The sequence below is a fragment of the Paenibacillus sp. tmac-D7 genome (assembly GCF_006519665.1).
Taxonomy (GTDB): Bacteria; Bacillota; Bacilli; order Paenibacillales; family NBRC-103111; genus Paenibacillus_G; species Paenibacillus_G validus.
In genome coordinates, this window is sequence record NZ_VIDW01000005.1 from 97,875 (window position 1) to 116,840 (window position 18,966).

At 48.9% G+C, this 18,966-nt stretch carries 22 protein-coding genes; 21 read left to right on the forward strand and 1 reads right to left on the reverse strand.

Annotated features, from left to right (window positions below):
* The first annotated feature begins 160 nt into the window (after positions 1–160).
* The 16 genes from FKP33_RS05440 to FKP33_RS05515 all read left to right on the forward strand — a co-directional run bounded on the left by FKP33_RS05440 (position 161) and on the right by FKP33_RS05515 (position 13,313).
* Complete coding sequence (locus FKP33_RS05440) at positions 161–505, forward strand: cupin domain-containing protein (RefSeq protein ID WP_054795747.1); 345 nt, start codon at positions 161–163, stop codon at positions 503–505.
* 317 nt (positions 506–822) lie between these two features.
* The gene (locus FKP33_RS05445) at positions 823–1,491 is read left to right on the forward strand and encodes a GntR family transcriptional regulator (protein ID WP_141334107.1); all 669 of its coding nucleotides are present in this window, start codon (positions 823–825) and stop codon (positions 1,489–1,491) included.
* Complete coding sequence (locus FKP33_RS05450) at positions 1,491–2,174, forward strand: DUF2848 family protein (RefSeq protein WP_054799116.1); 684 nt, start codon at positions 1,491–1,493, stop codon at positions 2,172–2,174. Before FKP33_RS05445 ends, FKP33_RS05450 begins: the two co-directional genes overlap by 1 nt.
* A gap of 3 nt (positions 2,175–2,177) precedes the next feature.
* Positions 2,178–2,960 (forward strand): carbon-nitrogen family hydrolase, encoded by a 783-nt coding sequence (locus FKP33_RS05455; RefSeq protein ID WP_127606704.1) that lies wholly within the window; start codon positions 2,178–2,180, stop codon positions 2,958–2,960.
* 36 nt (positions 2,961–2,996) lie between these two features.
* Positions 2,997–4,040, forward strand: a complete 1,044-nt coding sequence (locus FKP33_RS05460; protein ID WP_127606706.1) for a TRAP transporter substrate-binding protein — start codon at positions 2,997–2,999, stop codon at positions 4,038–4,040.
* Between the two features lie 85 nt (positions 4,041–4,125).
* Positions 4,126–4,596, forward strand: a complete 471-nt coding sequence (locus FKP33_RS05465) for a TRAP transporter small permease (protein WP_141334108.1) — start codon at positions 4,126–4,128, stop codon at positions 4,594–4,596.
* A complete protein-coding gene (locus tag FKP33_RS05470) occupies positions 4,593–5,867 on the forward strand; it encodes a TRAP transporter large permease (RefSeq protein WP_141334109.1) in 1,275 nt (424 codons plus the stop codon). The genes FKP33_RS05465 and FKP33_RS05470 overlap by 4 nt, the downstream gene beginning before the upstream one ends.
* 86 nt (positions 5,868–5,953) lie before the next feature.
* Positions 5,954–7,684 (forward strand): methyl-accepting chemotaxis protein, encoded by a 1,731-nt coding sequence (locus tag FKP33_RS05475; protein ID WP_141334110.1) that lies wholly within the window; start codon positions 5,954–5,956, stop codon positions 7,682–7,684.
* Between the two features lie 341 nt (positions 7,685–8,025).
* The gene (locus FKP33_RS05480; RefSeq protein ID WP_141334111.1) at positions 8,026–9,078 is read left to right on the forward strand and encodes an ATP-binding protein; all 1,053 of its coding nucleotides are present in this window, start codon (positions 8,026–8,028) and stop codon (positions 9,076–9,078) included.
* Positions 9,050–9,826 (forward strand): threonine/serine exporter family protein, encoded by a 777-nt coding sequence (locus tag FKP33_RS05485; protein ID WP_127606716.1) that lies wholly within the window; start codon positions 9,050–9,052, stop codon positions 9,824–9,826. Before FKP33_RS05480 ends, FKP33_RS05485 begins: the two co-directional genes overlap by 29 nt.
* Positions 9,823–10,251: a threonine/serine exporter family protein gene (locus tag FKP33_RS05490; RefSeq protein ID WP_141334112.1), complete on the forward strand. Its 429-nt coding sequence runs from the start codon at positions 9,823–9,825 to the stop codon at positions 10,249–10,251. The genes FKP33_RS05485 and FKP33_RS05490 overlap by 4 nt, the downstream gene beginning before the upstream one ends.
* Before the next feature lie 205 nt (positions 10,252–10,456).
* The gene (locus FKP33_RS05495; protein WP_155615001.1) at positions 10,457–10,954 is read left to right on the forward strand and encodes an RNA polymerase sigma factor; all 498 of its coding nucleotides are present in this window, start codon (positions 10,457–10,459) and stop codon (positions 10,952–10,954) included.
* Positions 10,941–11,906: an anti sigma factor C-terminal domain-containing protein gene (locus FKP33_RS05500; RefSeq protein ID WP_141334114.1), complete on the forward strand. Its 966-nt coding sequence runs from the start codon at positions 10,941–10,943 to the stop codon at positions 11,904–11,906. Before FKP33_RS05495 ends, FKP33_RS05500 begins: the two co-directional genes overlap by 14 nt.
* Before the next feature lie 65 nt (positions 11,907–11,971).
* Positions 11,972–12,355: a hypothetical protein gene (locus FKP33_RS05505; RefSeq protein ID WP_127606722.1), complete on the forward strand. Its 384-nt coding sequence runs from the start codon at positions 11,972–11,974 to the stop codon at positions 12,353–12,355.
* A gap of 104 nt (positions 12,356–12,459) precedes the next feature.
* Positions 12,460–12,762 (forward strand): alpha-helical endospore appendage domain-containing protein, encoded by a 303-nt coding sequence (locus FKP33_RS05510; RefSeq protein ID WP_230876189.1) that lies wholly within the window; start codon positions 12,460–12,462, stop codon positions 12,760–12,762.
* 14 nt (positions 12,763–12,776) lie between these two features.
* Positions 12,777–13,313, forward strand: a complete 537-nt coding sequence (locus FKP33_RS05515) for a hypothetical protein (RefSeq protein WP_054795757.1) — start codon at positions 12,777–12,779, stop codon at positions 13,311–13,313.
* 91 nt (positions 13,314–13,404) lie between these two features.
* On the opposite strand, the gene FKP33_RS05520 is transcribed toward FKP33_RS05515, so the two are convergent.
* Positions 13,405–13,734, reverse strand: coding sequence for an alpha-helical endospore appendage domain-containing protein (locus FKP33_RS05520; protein WP_054795758.1), 330 nt, complete (start codon positions 13,732–13,734; stop codon positions 13,405–13,407).
* A gap of 823 nt (positions 13,735–14,557) precedes the next feature.
* Here FKP33_RS05520 and FKP33_RS05530 point away from each other — a divergent pair.
* The 5 genes from FKP33_RS05530 (at position 14,558) to FKP33_RS05555 (ending at position 18,964) form a co-directional block, all read left to right on the forward strand.
* Positions 14,558–15,859 (forward strand): IS110 family RNA-guided transposase, encoded by a 1,302-nt coding sequence (locus FKP33_RS05530; protein WP_141334116.1) that lies wholly within the window; start codon positions 14,558–14,560, stop codon positions 15,857–15,859.
* A 525-nt stretch (positions 15,860–16,384) separates the two neighbouring features.
* Positions 16,385–16,834 (forward strand): MarR family winged helix-turn-helix transcriptional regulator, encoded by a 450-nt coding sequence (locus FKP33_RS05540; RefSeq protein WP_127606730.1) that lies wholly within the window; start codon positions 16,385–16,387, stop codon positions 16,832–16,834.
* A 76-nt stretch (positions 16,835–16,910) separates the two neighbouring features.
* Positions 16,911–17,309, forward strand: a complete 399-nt coding sequence (locus FKP33_RS05545) for a DoxX family protein (RefSeq protein ID WP_054799119.1) — start codon at positions 16,911–16,913, stop codon at positions 17,307–17,309.
* 75 nt (positions 17,310–17,384) lie between these two features.
* Positions 17,385–18,335: a ring-cleaving dioxygenase gene (locus FKP33_RS05550; protein ID WP_141334118.1), complete on the forward strand. Its 951-nt coding sequence runs from the start codon at positions 17,385–17,387 to the stop codon at positions 18,333–18,335.
* Positions 18,332–18,964 carry an alpha/beta hydrolase gene (locus tag FKP33_RS05555; protein ID WP_127606734.1) on the forward strand — a complete coding sequence of 211 codons (633 nt, stop codon included), beginning with the start codon at positions 18,332–18,334 and terminating at the stop codon, positions 18,962–18,964. The genes FKP33_RS05550 and FKP33_RS05555 overlap by 4 nt, the downstream gene beginning before the upstream one ends.
* Positions 18,965–18,966: the final 2 nt, after the last annotated feature.

The window sequence follows — 18,966 nt, forward strand, 5'->3', positions numbered from 1 at the left end:
GTAAGCGGTTATAAAAAGTGTTGACATGACTAAAAATGGAAGATATACTGATTTCAGCATTTAGTATTAGAGGATTCTGGAAATTTTGAATGTTTAGTTATTTCCGAACTGGTATACCACATACCAGCATCATGATCAGCGGCGGGAGGATAACCAGACGATGGCCAAACCAGAACGGGAATTTATCGACTATCATGAATTCGAAGAACTTCCAGTCGGCGGAATCGAAGGAATAACGGAAAGAATCATCGCTAGAGATCCGGATAACGGAATGGTTACACGAATTCTTAGCTATGTTCCGGGAACGGATACGTCTCCGAACGGTGTGCAGGCTCATGATTATTGGGAGGAAATTTACATCATCGAAGGATCCATGATTGATTTGACGCTCAATCAGGAATTTACGCAAGGCATGGTGGCCTGCCGCCCGCCGGGAATGAAGCACGGTCCATGGATAACTCCGAACGGTTGTAAACTGTTTGAAGTACGTTATTACGCGAAATGAGTTCGAAATGCAGATTCATAATTAATTTTTTGTAAAGTAATATAACATAAAAACTCTTATTTATATGGTCGTAACGGAATGGAATCGGTTTCTATCATATTTTCCTAAAATAAATGATAACTATATTGACATGAAATGTGCCATCCGTTATATTTGTATCAATCCAATTCGGAACGAAGCAGAGCATTATTCATTCGAACGAATGAAAGATGCCACAGCGTAATACGGTTCTTATTTTCGGTCTGGTTGGTATACCACATACCAGATGTGGCATTTCAAATACTTACAAGTTGCAATCTGAAGGTGGGATCATAACCTTGGAATTTACGAAAATTCAACAACCCCAATCCTTTAGGGATCATGCTTATGATGAAATCAAGAATGCAATTATCAATCATGTGATTGCTCAAGGGGATGTCCTTTACGAACGGGACCTCTCCGAGAAATTGGGGATTAGCCGTACCCCTCTTCGGGCGGCTCTCCAGCTGCTGGAGATGGAAGGGTGGTTGAAGTCTGTTCCGCGAAAGGGAGTTTTCGTCAGCCATATTGTGGAGAAGGACGTCGAAGAAGTGCTGCAGCTTCGGGGGGCCAATGAAGCCCTTGTTGTAGAGCTGCTGATCCCCAAGATCACGGACGCTCACATCGAGCGGCTGGAAGAAATATTTGTGCAGCAGGAAAAACACACAGGGAATAACCAATCCTTTATTTTGATGGACAAAGATTTTCATATGCATATGGCTGAATTAACGGGCAATGATCGATTAATCCAGCTTATGCACACATTAAGCGATCAAATGCGATGGTTTGGTATCGTGGCGTTGGATACGACAGACCGGGTGGAAAGAACCTTGAAGGAGCATCGGGCGATTATCGAACAATTGAAGAAGCGCGATGTGGAGCTCGCTAAGCAAGCCATGCATGAACATATCATACACACACGGACGGCTGTTCTAGCTTCCCTAAAGTCCAAAAAGGAGACAGATTAATGCGCACTTATCCAATTACCATTCAAGAAAAAGACGGAAGCATGACGAAGAAAGAGACTGTGGTTCAAAAAGTGCTTGTTATGGGCTACATGGGCAGAGATATCGAGAAGGTGCACGAGCATATTCATGAGCTTGCCGAGATCGGAGTGGCTCCGCCACCGACCATTCCAGCTTTATATCCGCAAGACATCAGCGTACTGACAAACGAGCAGACGATTACCGTTCCCGGCAAGGAAACATCCGGCGAAGTGGAATATGTGGTTTACCATGACGGCGACGACTGGCTGCTGACCATCGGCAGCGATCATACGGATCGTCTTCTCGAGAAAGAAGATATCGCTAAATCTAAAGCGGCCTGTCCTAAGCCTTTCATCACCACATTCTGGAGAATTAAAGATGTGGAGGATCATTGGGATCAACTGGTGCTTCGTTCCTGGATCACGGATGAAGGGGGAAGACGGCTGTATCAGGAGCACGACCTTACTGCACTGCTTCCATTCTCGAAATTGTTAGAGAAATTAGAGGAGTTCGGGTATACGGACATTTCCCATACCGTCTTTTTCTCCGGAACGGTACCGACCTTGGAAGGGTTCGTATACGGAAGCAAATTTGAATATGAAATATCCGATCCCGTGCTGGGCCGGAGCTTGAGGGGCGAATATTCGGTTATTACAGGAGGTTAAACGATGAAGGTCGCATTGGTTCAGATGGACGTACAAATCGGGGAGCCGGAAGTGAATTACCGGAAAGTCGAGCGCTTCCTGGATGAAGCGATGGCTCAATCGCCGGATGTCATTATTTTTCCGGAAATGTGGAACACAGGCTATGCGTTGGAACAAGGCGACGCCCTTGCGGATGCCGACGGTCAAAGGACAAGAGCCCTCTTCTCCTCCTACGCTAAAGCTCATAACGTCATGATTGTGGGCGGAAGCGTTCTTTATAAAGATTCAGGCAGCGGGGACATCACCAATACGATGCTTGTTTTCGACCGGAACGGCGATGAAGTATTGCGGTATGACAAGGTGCACTTGTTCCGTCTGATGGACGAGGATCAATATCTGAAGGCCGGCAATAGCTTCGGGCTGTTTGATTATGAGGGTACGGGTATCGGGACGATGATTTGCTACGATCTGCGTTTTCCTCTCTTGTTCCGCAAGCTGGTTTCCTTAGGTGCCAAAGTGATCATCAATACGGCCCAATGGCCGACAGCACGGGTAGACCATTGGAGAACGCTCGTCATTTCCAGGGCGATCGAGAACCAATCTTACATGATTGCCGTTAACCGCTGCGGGACAAGCCGTGAGACTGCATTCCCGGGGAATTCTCTTGTTATCGATCCGTGGGGCGAGGTTTTGCTCGAAGGCGACGGCACGGAGCAGGTCTATGTGATTGACATCGATCTGGCCAAAGTGGATGAAATCCGCAAACGAATTCCTGTTTTCGATGATCAGAGATTTGATCTTTATTAATCATAAAAAAACATGCCAATCAGGAGGATGAGAAAAATGAAAAAACAAGCAGGTTTGATAGTTCTGAGCGCTACATTGATGGCTGGTTTGCTGGCGGGCTGCGGCTCCAATTCTGGTTCGAGCACCGATAATAAGGATGCGGCAGCGGGGAATCAAACGGCGAATTCGCCTAAAGTGACATTTAAGCTCGCTCATACCGGCTCGGACACGCACCAGTACAATATTGCGGCTGAAGCGTTTAAAAAGTCGCTGGAAGAAAAGAGCAAGGGCGCCATGGAGGTTAAAATCTACTCTAACGCTAAGCTTGGCTCCGAAAAGGACGCCGTTGAAGGCGTGCAGAACGGCACGATCGATATGACGACGTTAGCTGCTGACAGCTCCCTGGCCAATGTCGTGCCGGAAATGAACGTTTTCGGGATCCCGTTCCTCTTCAAGGGCAAAGAGCATGTGTACGGCGTGCTGGATGGTGAAATCGGGAAATCCTTACTGAAGAAGGTCGATGAAAAAGGTATGGTCGGCCTCGGATACTGGGAAGTCGGTTTCCGTAATGTGACAACTAAAAATAAAGCGGTTGTGAAGCCGGAGGATATGAAAGGCTTGAAAATTCGCGTTCAGCCGGCTCCGGTATGGAACGAGTTTATGAAGTCTTTAGAGGCTAACCCGACGCCTGTTAACTTTAACGAGCTGTACAGTGCGCTTGAGCAAGGGGTTGTCGACGGCCAAGAGAATCCGATCGCCACGATTATGTCCATGAAGTTCTACGAGGTTCAAAAGCAATTGGCGCTGACGAACCATACCTATACTCCGGCAGCTGTTATTGCGAGCAAAAAGTTTATGAATTCCTTGAACGACGAACAGAAACAATGGGTCCAGGAAGCGGTTCAAGCAGCGACTGCCTCTGCACGTAAAACGCTTGCCGATGCTGAAACCAAATCTCTGGAAGAGCTGAAAACGAAAGGCGTCAACATTACGAAGCCGGATGCCGAAGCGTTTACAGCTGTAACGAAGGATGTATCCAAAGCTGTAGCTGACAAAGTACCGCAAGATTTGATCGAAAAAATTAAAGCTGCTGCGAAGTAAGCGAATCTGGTAACGTTTATTAAAAAAAGAAAAAGAAGGATACTTTGGTATCCTTCTTTTTAAGAAGAGAGGGGGACATCCCGTTATGAAATGGCTTCGTCATTGGCTCGAGATCATCGCCGGCAGCTGTCTGGCCGTTGTTGTCGTTGTTACCTTTCTGCAAGTGCTGTTCCGGTTTGTACTCAAAATTCCAACGCCTTGGACAGAGGAAGTCACACGCTTTGCGTTTGCTTATATGGCCTTTATCGGCGCCGTGCTCGGCACGAAATATCACAGTCATTTGAATGTTGACGTAATTAATCAGCTTCCGCCGAAAATCCGCACTGCGGTGACCGCTGTCGGATATGTGGTTACGATTGCTTTCGTCGCGTTCTTCACCTATTACGGCTGGGTTCACACGATGAACTCCAAATTGCAAACGACACCGACGCTTCAAGTGTCGTTGATGTACATGTATATCATCATGCCAATCTCCGGCGTGCTGATGCTGTATTACTTGGTTAAGGCGTTTGCCCAAGAAGTTCGCGGGAAACGGCAAGGGGGCGAAGTAGCATGATTTGGCTTCTAGGCTTATTGTTCGTACTTTTTTTCTTTCGGGTGCCCATTGCGTTCGCACTTGGTATTACCTCTCTGGTCGGGTTATGGCTGACCGATACGGATTTGGTTATTATTGCCCAAAAAACGTTCTCCGGCATCGATTCTTTCACGCTGGTCGCTATTCCCTTGTTTGTTTTGGCGGGTGAAATTATGACGGTGGGGGGCATCTCCAAGCGCCTCATCGATTTTGCGTCGCTGCTTGTCGGCCATTGGCCGGCGGGTCTGGCCATGGTCGCCGTACTGGCTTGTACGTTCTTCTCCGCCATTTCCGGTTCGGCGATAGCGGATGCAGCTGCCATCGGGGGTATTTTGATTCCGGCCATGGTATCGCAGGGGTATGACCGCCGATTCTCGGCGACTCTCGTCGCTTCGGCCTCCACCATCGGTCCCGTTATTCCTCCGTCGATCCCGTTCATTTTGTTCGGCGTTATGGCCAGCGTATCGATCGGCGATTTGTTCCTGGCAGGTGTCGCACCGGGGATTCTGATGGCTGTCGTACTCATGATCTACGTGTACTATTACGGTAAGAAAAACAACATTCGCGGACGGGATAAGATGGCTTCCCGCAAGGAGATTGTTGCCGGCTTCAAGGATGCGTTCCTGGCGCTGCTACTCCCGGTTATTATTATAGGCGGCTTCCGTTCCGGGATGTTTACCGCGACGGAGTCCGGTGTCATCGCCGTCATCTATGCGCTGATTATCGGGTCCTTTGTTTATAAGGAGCTGAACTTCAAAAAGCTGCGGAAGGCACTGCTTGATTCCGCGCTCAGCTCGGCAACGATCTTGTTCGTCATCGCCAATGCGACGCTGTTCACTTGGTTGCTTACATTCCACGACATTCCGGATCAACTCGGAGCGCTGGTAAGCAGCATCTCGGATCAGCAGTGGGTAATCCTGCTTTTGATCAACATTGTACTTCTGATTGCGGGAACGTTCATCGATACGATCTCGGCGTTGACCATCTTTACTCCGCTGTTCCTGCCTATCGCTCTGGCAGCCGGCATTGACCCGATTCACTTGGGCGTCATCATCGTGGTTAACCTGACGATCGGCATGATTACACCGCCGCTTGGCGTTTGCTTATTCGTGACTTCTTCGATTGCGAAAGTCAATTTGGCGCAAATGGTTCGACCTTTGTTGCCGCAATTTTTAGTTTTACTTGTTGTGCTTATCATCATAACGTACTTCCCTCAGGTATCCTTGTTCCTGCCTCACTTGTTCGGCGGGTAGTAGATTCCAGGCGGGTTTCCCATTCGGGAGCCCGCCTATGAGTGTTCCAACTTTTATCAGTTTTCTATATAGGAGGCAAACTTCAAATGAAATGGTTTCATAATCTTAAAATTCCTGTGAAATTTGTTGTTTGTTTTATTGCTTTTTTAATCATTCTCATAGTGGCTAATATCGGTTCCTTGAGAAATACACAGACGATTCACAGCAATTTGGTTGATATTTATGAAAATAATTTGAGCATGGTTGAGCAGCTGAATGAGCTCTCCGGCTCGATTCATCGGATCAACACCGCCGTAGGCAGTTATTTGCTGGTGACGGATGCGGATTCAAGAAAGAAGCAATTGGAGAAAGTCGATTTGGAAACGAAAAGTGTGACTGAAAAACTGGGCGCTTTGGATAACGGATCTTTAACGCAGGGTGAGAAGGACGAGCTGCAGCTGTTAAGCTCATTGTGGGAATCGTTCCAGCCGACCGTTAACAATGTGTTTCAACTCGTGAACCAAAATCAGATGGAGCAGGCCAAATCGATGTTTGATAAGCAGCTCTTGGCCAAGGAAGAAGGGATTGAAGAAATCTTCCAGGAGCTGCTCAAGACGAATCAACAGCAAGCGGAGTCCAAATATCTATCTTCGATTGATAAACATCAGGAAGTGAAGCGGAGCACCCTCATTCTGATGGTCGTCTCCATTGTGATTTTCAGTGTGATGGGACTTGCTTTGACGTATTCGATCGTCCTGCCTATCCGCCAGCTTTTGAAGGCATTTAAGCGTGTGGAGGAAGGGGATCTATCCCAACCTGTCGAGATCCAGCGTAGGGATGAACTTGGATTGCTGGCAAACGGGTTTGAGATTATGAGGGAAAGCGTCGCCTCTATTGTGTCCCAAACGAAGCAAACGGTCGGCACGCTCTCTCATGTATCCGATGGCATCCGGGAGTACGCATTGACGACAGCTCAATCTTCCCAGGAGATTTACGGAGGCCTGGAACGGGCGGCTGATCACTCCAGGGAGCAAAAAGAGAAGGTTCATGAGGATGTCGTTGTGATTAAAGAAATGTCCGCCGGGTTGAAGCAGATGGCAGCGAGCATCGATGAAGTCAGCAACCTGTCCTCGGATATGGAGATGCTGTCCAATCAAGGACAAACCTCCGTTAAGGGTACCTTGGAGAAAATGCAGCTCATCGAGCAAAAATCACGGGAAACCGAAAGCAAGATCGAGCAATTGGCCGACCGCTCCAAAGAAATTGACACCGTTATCGCCACAATCAAAAATATAGCGGAAGAAACGAACCTGCTGGCGCTCAATGCTTCGATCGAAGCAGCACGGGCCGGGGAAGCGGGCAGCGGCTTTGCTGTAGTTGCTCATGAGGTGCGTAAGCTGGCCGAGCATAGCCGAAGTGCCGCAGACCACGTGCGAAGCGTTGTTACCTACATCCAGGAGGATACAGGAAGCCTTCTTCAATCCAGCCAAGCCTGGATCCTCGAAATGAATGAGGGGCAGCAGAAGGTGGGCGAAGTCTCAGAGGCGTTCCGGCAAATGAACGGTTGGATCGAAAGAATCAACGGCATGATCCAGGACATCTCGGCAGGCATAGAGGAAATGGCTGCAGGCAGCGAGCAGATGGACATTTCCATGAAACGAATCGAGGACTATTCGGCCGGTGTGAATGAAGTGACCCGGGAATATTCGGAGAAGTCCGGTCAACAGGCACTCATGATGGATAAGGTTAACAGCTCCGTTGAGGAGTTGGCGAAGCTCTCCCATCGCCTGCAAACCATCGTGAACCGGTTTGTTACGGATTCCGTAGCGGAGGCTTGAAGCCTTCCCCGTCGTTATCCGAATAACCTCAGCAAATTACCGTTTTGTCCCAAGCTTACATAACTTATTCACGCGCCGAGCGGGAATCGGGGGTTGCCCCCTGTTCTCCTCGGCTCTTTCATTACGGGAACGGTATCCGGTCGCCTTATAGAGCTTATATATTATAGGCGTTTACCATATAGATCATAAACATTTATGCGGTTAACAAGTATCATTAAGGTTGATAATTGAATGATGAAAGCGAAGGGAAAACCAAAATATCCCTTATCGTATTTTCTTTAGGTATATATAGTGTCGGCGGAAAATTGCAGAAGTTGTAATTCGGTAACGGAGGGGATCTTGTGGATCATTTTCGGGATTTCTTTGATTTATCTTTAGATATCATGATGATCATTGATTTCAACGGTAATCTTGTCGAAGTCAATCATTCGTTTTCAAGAATTTTGGGGGAAAATGAATCATGGACCTCACTGGAACAAGTGTTCGCTTGCCTTCATCCTGACGATGTGGATAATTCTACGTTGGAAGTGCAGAAGCTCATCCGGGGACAAGCGACGGTGTCCTTTTTAAACCGCTATCGGAATGTGGAACAAACCTGCAAGTGGATTCAATGGACGTGCTCAGTCAATCGGGAAGCGCAGCTTATCTATGCGATCGGCCGGGATATAACGGGAATTCATATCGATACATATCATTTGCTTAGTTCGATGTCGGCAAGTATTGCTCATGAAGTAAGAAATCCGATGACTACGGTGAAGGGATATCTGCAGTTACTGATGGAGAAAGAAGATTGGGGTTCGTATAAAGATACGTTCCTCTTAATGGTTAGTGAGCTGGACCGGGCGAATGCCATCATTTCACAATATCTTTCATTGGCGAATAATAAATTTATCGAGAAACGACAACATAATCTAAACAGCATCATTGAATACATGCTGCCTTTAATCGAATCCGATGCTAGTAAGGGGGATGTATGTATTATCGCCGCATTAGGGACGATCCCCGATTTGATGTTGGATGAACAAGAGATTCGGCAATTGATGCTTAACCTGAGTCGGAATGCGATAGAAGCCATGAATCATGGCGGGCATTTAACCTTCAAAACTTATACGGAGGCCGAAGAAATTATTTTAGAAATATCGGATGAAGGTGAGGGAATCCCGCCTGAAGTCCGTAGAGAAATATTCAATCCTTTCTTCACGACGAAGGAAACGGGGACCGGCCTCGGGCTTGCCGTGTCCCGCTCCATTGCGGAACGGCATAGGGCCAGGTTAGAAGTCAAACAATCAGGCAGGGAAGGAACAACGTTCGTGGTCAGGTTTCCCTTCAGTCGTGAAAGTATCTGTAGTCCAGGAGAGCTAGCGAATGAATCAACTATCCAATTCAACCTATGAGATCGCGCAAGTCTGTTTATTGGCCGGCAAGATCATGCTGGAGAACGGCGGGGAAACGTACCGGGTGGAAGATACGATGACACGTGTTGCAGATGCATTCGGTGTACGGCATGCTCACAGCTTTGTAACCCCGACGGGGATTATATTTTCGATAGACGGACCGGAACAGACAACCCGATTAATCCGAATATCCGAACGTTCAACGGATTTGCGTAAAGTTACGGTCGTGAACGCCATTTCCCGAAAAATTAGCCAGGGGGAATTATCGGTGACGGAGGCCTATCGGTTATTGGAAGAAATCGATGGGGCGAACCCCGGGTATCCGCTTTGGTTCAAAATCGCAGCGGCAGCCGTGGCAAGCGCCTGCTTTTTAATCATGTTTGGCGGGGCATGGGGTGATTTTATCCCTACTTTTCTATGCGGAGGAGCGGGCTTTTCCTTCCTGGTCTATTTTCACCGATGGGTGCCGATTAAGTTTTTCGCCGAGTTTCTGGCGTCTTTAATCATTGGTTCGACGGCCTATTTGTTCTTGAGAACAGGTTTCGGTCATGATTTGGATAACATGATCATCGGCTCCGTCATGCCGCTGGTACCGGGACTTCTGATTACCAATGCCGTCCGGGATTTAATGGCCGGGCATTTTGTTTCCGGGGTTTCGAAAGGGGCGGAAGCGTTCTTAACCGCATTTGCGATTGGAGCCGGCATCGCCTTTGTTCTTTCTTTTTACAGCGGGGAGGGGATCGGATGATCGGCGAACAGCTCTTGATGAGCTTCATTGCTTCGGCGGCCTTTGCAATCCTCTTCAATGTTCCTAAGGGGACGCTGGTACAGTGCGGCTTTGTCGGGATGTTCGGCTGGCTGTTATATATTTCCTTGCTGAAGGTTCCCGCCGATCCGATCTTGGCCACGATGATTGCCTCTTTTTTTGTTGCGGTGACGAGCCAATTTTTTGCCAAGATGTATAAAACCCCCATCACTGTATTCAGCGTGGCGGGTATCATCCCGTTAGTTCCCGGCGGATTGGCTTATGATACGATGCGGAACGTGGTCGAGAACCAGTATGATTTAGCCGTGCAGCTGGCAGCCAAAGCCTTTATGTTGTCGGGGGCGATCGCCATGGGTCTGGTTTTTTCGGAGGTGATGCACCACGTGATCCGAAAGTCGCGGCTGTAGGCTTATGCGAAAGATACGATGAGTGGGGAAAACTGGATAAAGCGAACTCGCGGGGCCTGCTGAGAAACGATCAGCGGGCTTATTGTGCTGGACGTTACCTGCGCTTAAGTGTGATCCTGGCGAACAGGTTCCTTTTTTTTGCAAAAAGGTGTTAACATAAACAGGCTTCATTCGTGTTCTACTCAGAAAGGAGGAACGGTATGAGGTGGATTCATTAGATGATGTATTGAAGGAAAAAGCAACAAGCATCTTTCGCTATCTGAGGAAGATGGGCGTATCCCATGACGATGCTCAGGATGTGGTTCAAGATACGCTCTGTAAGGTCATCCTCCTGCTTCATGAGCTGGATCGCGACCGTCTCGGTCCATGGATGTTTCGGGTAGCTTACAATCAGTACATCGATCTGGTCCGGAAGAGAAAAAGAAGAGCGGAAATTCCTATAGAAACGCTGGAGTTCATAAGCAAGCGTTCCTTGGAGGATGAGGTGTTGAACCACGAGTGCAAAGAAGACATTCAGGCCACGATGGAGCAAATGAACCCGAAGTATAAGCACATGCTGATTTTGAAATACGAATGCGATTTTAGTTATAAGGAAATGGCCGAAGTGTTCAGCACCACGGAAGAGGTAGTGAAAATGTCTTTATATCGGGCGCGGCAGCAATTTCAGCAACTTTATAGGAGGGTTCAACATGAGCACGGATGATCGATTTGAGCTGGGAAGCGATCGGATGGACGGGCTGCTGAAGAAAGCGAAGAGAAAGAGCATAGGGAGACAAGCCGGGATATCCGCGTTGGTCGTGATGATCGTGTTAGCCGGATATATCGGAGCCAGGGGATATTTACTAAACGAAGTAAGCCGCGGCCAACTGGAGCGGGATATCGCCGTGATGAAGCGCATTACCCAGCCCAATGTGGAGGTTATGCAGAGCACCACGGTGAGTGAGGGACTCTTCCGAAATACCGTTCAGTATCGCAGCTATAAGCTGATCGAAGGACAGCCGGTTAAATGGGAGGACCGCTTGTATGAATATTCGATGTGGAACACCTTTCATCCATTAAATAGACCCATTCCAATCGAACGTGACACGCAGAGACTGGAGGAGGCTCATATTAGCTTCAATGCAGAGACGGCGCAAAGGGAATTGCGGTTTTACTTGCCTTCTCATCCCTATCCCTATATAGCCCAGGACGTCGATAAGCTCGACAGAAAGGAGAACAAGGTTGCGGAGATCGCCGTATCTTTCGATAAACCTTACACGGTAGAGCAGATCAAGGGCATGCTTCCGAACGGTGTACATGCGCAGTGGTACTGGGTGGATGCTTATGATGAGCAATCGGTTGATGAGCGGAAGTCCCCCGAACATGCGGGGGCGGTGTACGGATTTAAGGCTGAAGACCGCGGCTTGGAAGGAGGGGACGGCAGCGAGAAAGATTTCATCCTCGCGGTACAGAACGGATTGAGAGTAAGCAGGAAATACCGCGAAGAATTTCAGAAGCTGTATGATTACTTGCGTGCCGGCAAGTCCGAACCTACGGTCCAGGATATCCGGATTCTGGGGGTTGTCGTCACCGGGACGGCCAAGGATCTGCAGCAGCTCAAGGGGCTCCCGTTCGCGCGGGCCACCGTGCAAGGCGCCATGACAGACGAAATGTAGAGGAAAGAAATCTTAAATCATCAAGTTTGCCAGATTATTAACGATGGAAAGGGTTGTGTTCATCTATGAAAAAGTTCTATCTCATCATCTCCGCATTTGTTACCGTTATATCCGGCTGCGGGCCGAGCTCTCAGGCCGAACCGAAGACTTTCGACCTGCCCTGGTTTCCGTCCATGGAAGCCAGTCCGGGCAAAGCTTCGTACGTCTTGAATGACGGAGATCTGGTGGCGGCCAAAGCTTACTATGACCTGGAAATGGCGGGCAGCGGATGGAAGGCATCCAGCGATTCCAAAGGCAAGAACGGAGAGGTTGACTGGACTATGACCGAGTGGAAAAAGGCCGGCAGCATCATCCGGATTAACTACTTGGACCACCCGGATAAGGACAGCAAGGATTATATCCTGTTCGAGGATACGAACGGCCATGTCCTTGAAATCCGGAAGAAGTGATGCTCCGATTCCGGGGCATAGACAATCTTATAAATCGTGTGACGCCTACAACACCTTCATCATACACTGAATCATATGATGCAAGGAGGATGACTGCTGTGAGTATGCCGCAAATTCCTGAAGAAAAGTTCAGGCCCTCGCTTGAAGAAGTCGTAATCGATCTGTTGGCATCTATTGCATTAGAAGAAACGGCATTATCGCATTTAATTCATGCCGAGGCTGAAAAAATACAGATGTTCGTCGGGCAATATAAAGATAGTTCTTTTATTTCAAGCAAAGAAATAGTAGCCGTCAACCAATCCGTTAACCGCATGATGGAAACGATTGTCATGAAGGAATGGCTGCTGCTTAAGAAACTGGAGGATGTCTTGCAGATTGAAGTTCAGGAAGAATGGGATGAAGAGTAAAGGGGACGAGTGCGTTGCTGAACAGCATACAGAATAGCTTCAAAAGCTGCTGCCGTTCGCATCTTTCCATGGAAGATGCCGTATTCCACATGCTCGGCGCCGCCGCCTTGCTGGCGAAAGTGTCCGGGGAGCGAAAGTTCCAAAGCCCTGAATCCAGCAGCATCAATACATTGGAGGCTACCTCAGCCTTCTTGCTGCATGTTGTAACTGATCTTCAGGGCATACTGTACCGGAAGCTCCATGTTCTGTTGCGGCATCAATCGGAGTTTGGCGAAGACGGGCTGCGATGGGATGCGGACAAAGAAAAGATGCTTCAAGGGAATGTGCGCAGCCTGATCCCCCATATAGCCCCCGGTAATTCCCGGCAGGAATATCTGGTGTACACCATGACTCAGCTTATGGGCTACTACGAAAAGAAGCGCAAGCTGCTTACAGCTTTCGCTCCCGGTCATGCCCCTTCCGCGAGTCCGTGGATGACCGAGAGTGAAGAGGTTTGGCGAAGTCCGATCGATAACAGGAAGAGCAGGACAGAGGCACCGGTTGTTGACTGATGACAGGATGCTCAAGATTACGTATTGTAGTCATTCAGGGTAACCGGTCCGGGTGTCCTCCTATTCGATAGGTTGGCTGGTTATGTCCCGATTAGCGATTTTTAGGCGTTGCCTGAATGAGATTTAATACATTCTCAAATCGGTAGTGCAGAAGCATGTCTTTGTTGATGACATCCTGCAAGGTTTTGCGCACGCTGGCATTCAATGCTAGCAGGTCGGATAAAGATACAGCGGTCGGCGAGAAGCTGGCGCCAGCGCCATCCGCCTTGGTTGTTAAAGTTCCTACTAGGAATTGCGATCTTTCTGCCTCTGCATTCATAATATACGCAAGCGCAAACTCCTCCTGAGCAATGGAAGCCAGCAAGAGAGGTACCGTTTGATCCAAGGTCATCGTGTGGTTAGGAATAGCAGCCTGAGACATGGTCTCACCTCTTTCTATAGGTTAATACATATATATGGTGGATTTCCAATCTGGACACGGGCGTATGCCTTAGTCGCCAAGGATTTGTTTCGTTCAGATAAGTGTACAAGGCATAGGACGGGGAAAGTTCCTTTGCGGCAAATCGGGGAAAAATATGAAGTGCAAAAGTTTTTGTGAGCAAGCCAAAAGGAGCAGCTACTGCCACGCGGCTCCTTGATTGGAGAGGTTACTTATCGTTTTTACAAATCAAAACGGACAGAATGCAGAAGTTAGGAAAATTTAAAAGCATGAAAATGAGCTAATTTCTCTAAAGCCAAGTGCCAAGGGCATCCAAAACCTACCGGTCCACCAATAACCAGTAACCGAAAAACCTCCCACAAAAATTGGATAAAACCAGAAGCGGTTCCCATTAGTAAGCCAAACAAAAGTGTTTCGATGCAAGCAACGGGAAATCGCTCTGGGGTCAACAGCAAAAGCAGAAATGGGTGGTTCAAAAGGTGGAGGGGGGAATACTGGTCCCTGTTGTCCAGTCGATCCAGGTGGTGGTCCAGGCGGAGGCATAAACGCCATTCGATTTCACTCCTTTTCTAAATTAGGCTAAAGCAGTATATGTAGGAATGAATTCTTCGGATTGGGCTGATGCCCAGCAGGACCTATATACACAAACCATTGGCGCGCTTCGCATAATAAAAGAGTTGTACGGTTAAAAGGAGCCATTCCTGTAATGAAGTAATTTGCTCTTTGAAAACAAAAAGCGCCTCCTGTATGCTGGGTCTTGGAATGGTGGCCATTCACTGCCCTAATTTGAAGGAGGACGCTCAATATGAAGTATAAACTGAAACAAAAGCAGAATCAACGGATTACACGAATTACCGAATCGACACTGGTGGTCGGTGCAGATATCGCGAAGAAGGTTCACGTCGCACGTGCCGTAGATTTCCGAGGCATTGAACTTGGGAAGGACTGTGTATTTCACAACGATCAGGAAGGACTATCGAAGCTGGCAACGTGGATGAAGGAGCTTGGTCAAGCACACGGGAAGACGAACATTGTGTTTGGCATCGAGCCTACCGGACACTACTGGTTTCCGTTAGCTGCCTATCTGCAGGAACAACAACAAATCCAGGTCGTCGTCGTTAATCCGCATCACGTAAACAAGACGAAAGAGCTTGAGGATAACTCGCAGACGAAGAGCGACTACAAAGATGCAAAGGTCATTGCGGATCTCATTCGGAATGGAAAATACTCAGAACCGAAACTGCCGACGAAGGAATACGCGGAACTGCGAATCCTGATGAATCTGCGGGAGAAGGTATCAGCCAGCCTGACGCAAGTGAAAGGCCGAATCAGCAACTGGTTCGACCGGTTCTTCCCCGAGTATGCTTGCGTATTCAAGAAATGGGAGGGCAAGGCATCGCTCATGACCATGCGGGCGTTCCCGATGCCAGCGGACATCGTCGGCAAGGGGGCTAGAGACGTCCTAGTACACTGGAAGACGGAAGTGAAACGCGGTGTGGGCATCAAGCGCGCGGAGAAGTTAGTAGCCGCTGCAACGGTCTCCATTGGGTTGACGGAAGGTTGTATGGCGGCTCGAATGGAATTAAGCACGTTGCTGGGTCAATATGATCTATTTAGTAAGCAATTGGAAGAGATTATGGATAAAGTGCTGGAGATCCTTGAACACATCCCAGGAACGAAGGAAATGCTTACCGTACCCGGGGTTGGGGCAATTACTGTAGCTGGATTTCTGGCCGAGATCGGTGACTTGAACAACTACGATCATGGCCAGCAGATTATCCGGCTTGCCGGGCTAAATCTCAAAGAGAATAGTTCGGGAAAGCGGAAGGGTAAGACCGGGATTAGCAAGCGCGGACGGTCACGTTTACGAGCGCTGCTGTTCCGAGCGGTGATGCCCATGGTAGCGAAGAACGAAGAGTTCAAGACGCTTCATAAGCATTACACGACGAGGAGCCAGAATCCACTGAAGAAGAAACAATCGATCATCGCGTTATGTGGAAAACTGATTCGAGTCCTGCATACGCTGGGGACAAAGCAAAGAGAGTACAGTGCAATCGATGTTATGGGTCCAGTAAGGCAGTTCCAGATCCAGCAAGAAGCTGCTTAAAGCAAGGAAACAAACGGCCTGCAGATCAACTTATTCACATGTGTACAACTTAGACAACGAAAGCACGGAGAAGCCGAAGTACTACATTCAGTAAGGGCAACGACCCCGTAAAGGAGCAAGAATCGGCCTCCACCCCTTGAGAGGTAGAACGAAGGAATGTAAGGGCATAGACCCAGTGTGACATGGGAGGGTAAACCCCGAGGGTGAATATGGAGATCCACTGTGCGATCATACCAATTATCCACAGTTTTGGAAGAAGGTCATTCCTAAGCTCTGTTCCCGCCTACGCTCTTACGGAAATCGAGGTGCAGAGTACATTCTCCACTACTATCTCTTAGGCTGTCAAAGTTGAAATACTGAGAATGAGTGAGGAAACAGGAGAAAACGATACTTTATAGTGGGAGTGAAGGTGTTCCGCTGCTGCTGTCCAAAAATCTTCTGCTGAACGTATTGACATGATTGGAATAATCATATATCTTTAATTAAAGATAATTTAAATTAAGATATTAAGGGGAGGTGATTTCAATGACGATTCATCTGGATGATTCCAGTTTGAGATCCCTGAAGCTGTTCGTTGTACTTTCCAAAGCATACAAGACCGTTATGGACCGGGCTGTCAAAGATATGAAGCAATACGGGTTGTCCTCTTCCGAATTTACGATTCTTGAATTGTTGTATACGAAGGGGAAAGTTCCTTTACAGCAAATCGGGGAAAAAATATTAATTACAAGCGGAAGCATAACCTACAATATCGACAAGCTGGAGAAGAAGGGACTATTGAAACGCGTACCGTGCAAGGAGGACCGAAGGGTCATTTATGCGGAAATTACGGAGGAGGGGAATGCATGGTTTGACCGTATTTTTCCCAAGCATGCCGCGGTGATCGACTCCTTCATGAAGGCTCTGTCGCCCGATGAAAAGCAAGCCGCGATCGAACTGCTCAAGAAGCTGGGAAAAGGGGCGGAGGATGGCTAGACGCGTGGCTCGATAGTTTTGCCTAATATCTTAAATTAAAGATTATTGAAATTAAAATATATGGAGGGTCATTGTCATGTTGTCTCTTGGATTATTAGTGGTTCGTCTGGTCGTTGGATTATTGTTTATCGGGCATGGAGCCCAGAAGTTGTTCGGCTGGTTCGGCGGTTACGGCCCGAAAGGAACGGGCGGATGGATGGAATCGGTAGGAATTAAGCCGGGAGTTACGATGGCCGTGTTGGCCGGGCTGATGGAGCTGCTTGGAGGCGCACTGCTTGCTGCAGGACTGTTTACTCCGCTGGCCGCTGCGCTCATTACCGTGACTATGCTTGGCGCGATTGTCAAAGTACACGGCAAGAACGGCGTTTGGTCGACAACCAACGGTTATGAATACCCGCTCGTTCTGATTGCGGTCGCCATCGCAGTCGCCTTGACTGGCGCGGGCTCGTATTCTTTGGATGCACTTCTGAACTAAACCGGCATGATGGGTACGGCCTATGGATGGATAGGAACAAGTAGGGGAAATTAATGAATTAAGGGAGGACTTTACATGACGCTAAGAACGGCTGGCATTCATCACATTACCGCATTTGCAAGCAATCCGCAGGCGAACGTCGATTTCTACGCGGGTGTTCTCGGACTTCGCTTGGTGAAGAGAACGATCAACTTCGATGCTCCGGAAGTGTATCACCTGTACTTCGGCAATGAAGCAGGAAGCCCCGGAACCATTATCACGTTCTTTCCTTGGCCGCAAGCGCGCAGGGGACGAATCGGAGGCGGCCAAGTGGGCATAACGACATATGTCGTGCCGCAAGGCTCGCTAGGCTTCTGGGAGAGTCGTCTGGAAGGCTTCGGCGTTCCGGTTAAGAATGTAACCCGGTTCTCGGAGAACTACCTTCAATTCACGGACAATGAGGGCTTAGGCCTTGAACTCGTCGAACGTGAAGAGGGACCGAACAGCGGCTGGTCGTTCGGCGGCATTCCGGCTGATAAGGCGATCAAGGGTTTTGGCGGCGCCGTTCTATTCAGCGTCAACCCGAAGAGAACGATGGACGCGTTGGAACATTTGCTTGGTTTGAGCAAGGTCGCCGAAGATGTCGCGTATGCCCGTTACCGGTCGTTCGGCGATATCGGCAACGTTATCGATGTGCCGCTCTCGGCCATGAACGGAGGCAGCGACGGCGCCGGAACCGTTCATCATATCGCTTGGCGGGCCCACGATTTCGAGCAGCATGCGGAGTGGAGAAATTCGGTGGAGAAGTATGGTTATCGCCCGACCCCTATCGTAGACCGCCAATATTTCAATGCGCTTTATTTCCGCGAGGCCGGGGGCATACTGTTCGAGATCGCTACGGATCCGCCGGGATTTGCTTTAGATGAGCCTGCCGACGCGTTAGGCGAGAAGCTGATGCTGCCGGAGTGGTTTGAGCCGCATCGTTCCCAAATTGAGGCGAACCTGCTCCCGATCGAAGTACGGGTATTGGAGGAGAAGCAGAAATGAACCATATTTTTGACAAGGGGACCCGCCAAGAGGCGCCGACCTTGGTTCTTTTCCACGGCACCGGGGGAACGGAACGCGATCTGCTGCCGCTAGCCAAGCATATCGCGCCAGAGTCCTCCGTTCTCAGCCTTAGGGGCAATGTGCTGGAAAACGGGATGCCGCGTTTTTTCCGGCGCTTGGCGGAAGGCGTATTCGATGAGGAGGATTTGATCTTCCGTACGAAGGAAGTGCACGATTTTCTGGATCAGGCCGCAAGTCAATATGGGTTCGACCGCGGCAATCTCGTGGCGGTAGGGTACTCCAATGGAGCGAATATCGCAGGCAGCCTGCTCTTCCATTATGAACACACCTGGAAAGGCGCCATTCTCCACCATCCGATGGTTCCGCGGAGAGGGATTCCGATTCCGGATTTGTCCGGTACTCCGGTCTTTATCGGCGCCGGGACTAATGATCCGATATGTCCGGCGCGGGAAACCGAAGAGCTTCAAGAGCTTCTCGGCGGAGCGGGCGCATCCGTTACGGTACATTGGGAGCGTTACGGACATCAATTGACGTCTACGGAAGCGGCCGCGGCCGCGTTATGGTTTCGCAAGCACTTCACCGAATATTCCGATATCGACGGGAGATAACG

What these genes read in the sequence shown, in the direction of transcription:
- FKP33_RS05440 (WP_054795747.1), top strand. Translation starts at nt 161, where the DNA reads ATGGCCAAACCAGAACGGGAATTTATCGACTATCATGAATTCGAAGAA.
- FKP33_RS05450 (WP_054799116.1), top strand. Translation starts at nt 1,491, where the DNA reads ATGCGCACTTATCCAATTACCATTCAAGAAAAAGACGGAAGCATGACG.
- FKP33_RS05455 (WP_127606704.1), top strand. Translation starts at nt 2,178, where the DNA reads ATGAAGGTCGCATTGGTTCAGATGGACGTACAAATCGGGGAGCCGGAA.
- FKP33_RS05460 (WP_127606706.1), top strand. Translation starts at nt 2,997, where the DNA reads ATGAAAAAACAAGCAGGTTTGATAGTTCTGAGCGCTACATTGATGGCT.
- FKP33_RS05465 (WP_141334108.1), top strand. Translation starts at nt 4,126, where the DNA reads ATGAAATGGCTTCGTCATTGGCTCGAGATCATCGCCGGCAGCTGTCTG.
- FKP33_RS05470 (WP_141334109.1), top strand. Translation starts at nt 4,593, where the DNA reads ATGATTTGGCTTCTAGGCTTATTGTTCGTACTTTTTTTCTTTCGGGTG.
- FKP33_RS05475 (WP_141334110.1), top strand. Translation starts at nt 5,954, where the DNA reads ATGAAATGGTTTCATAATCTTAAAATTCCTGTGAAATTTGTTGTTTGT.
- FKP33_RS05485 (WP_127606716.1), top strand. Translation starts at nt 9,050, where the DNA reads ATGAATCAACTATCCAATTCAACCTATGAGATCGCGCAAGTCTGTTTA.
- FKP33_RS05490 (WP_141334112.1), top strand. Translation starts at nt 9,823, where the DNA reads ATGATCGGCGAACAGCTCTTGATGAGCTTCATTGCTTCGGCGGCCTTT.
- FKP33_RS05500 (WP_141334114.1), top strand. Translation starts at nt 10,941, where the DNA reads ATGAGCACGGATGATCGATTTGAGCTGGGAAGCGATCGGATGGACGGG.
- FKP33_RS05505 (WP_127606722.1), top strand. Translation starts at nt 11,972, where the DNA reads ATGAAAAAGTTCTATCTCATCATCTCCGCATTTGTTACCGTTATATCC.
- FKP33_RS05510 (WP_230876189.1), top strand. Translation starts at nt 12,460, where the DNA reads ATGCCGCAAATTCCTGAAGAAAAGTTCAGGCCCTCGCTTGAAGAAGTC.
- FKP33_RS05520 (WP_054795758.1), bottom strand. Translation starts at nt 13,734, where the DNA reads ATGTCTCAGGCTGCTATTCCTAACCACACGATGACCTTGGATCAAACG.
- FKP33_RS05530 (WP_141334116.1), top strand. Translation starts at nt 14,558, where the DNA reads ATGAAGTATAAACTGAAACAAAAGCAGAATCAACGGATTACACGAATT.
- FKP33_RS05540 (WP_127606730.1), top strand. Translation starts at nt 16,385, where the DNA reads ATGACGATTCATCTGGATGATTCCAGTTTGAGATCCCTGAAGCTGTTC.
- FKP33_RS05545 (WP_054799119.1), top strand. Translation starts at nt 16,911, where the DNA reads ATGTTGTCTCTTGGATTATTAGTGGTTCGTCTGGTCGTTGGATTATTG.
- FKP33_RS05550 (WP_141334118.1), top strand. Translation starts at nt 17,385, where the DNA reads ATGACGCTAAGAACGGCTGGCATTCATCACATTACCGCATTTGCAAGC.
- FKP33_RS05555 (WP_127606734.1), top strand. Translation starts at nt 18,332, where the DNA reads ATGAACCATATTTTTGACAAGGGGACCCGCCAAGAGGCGCCGACCTTG.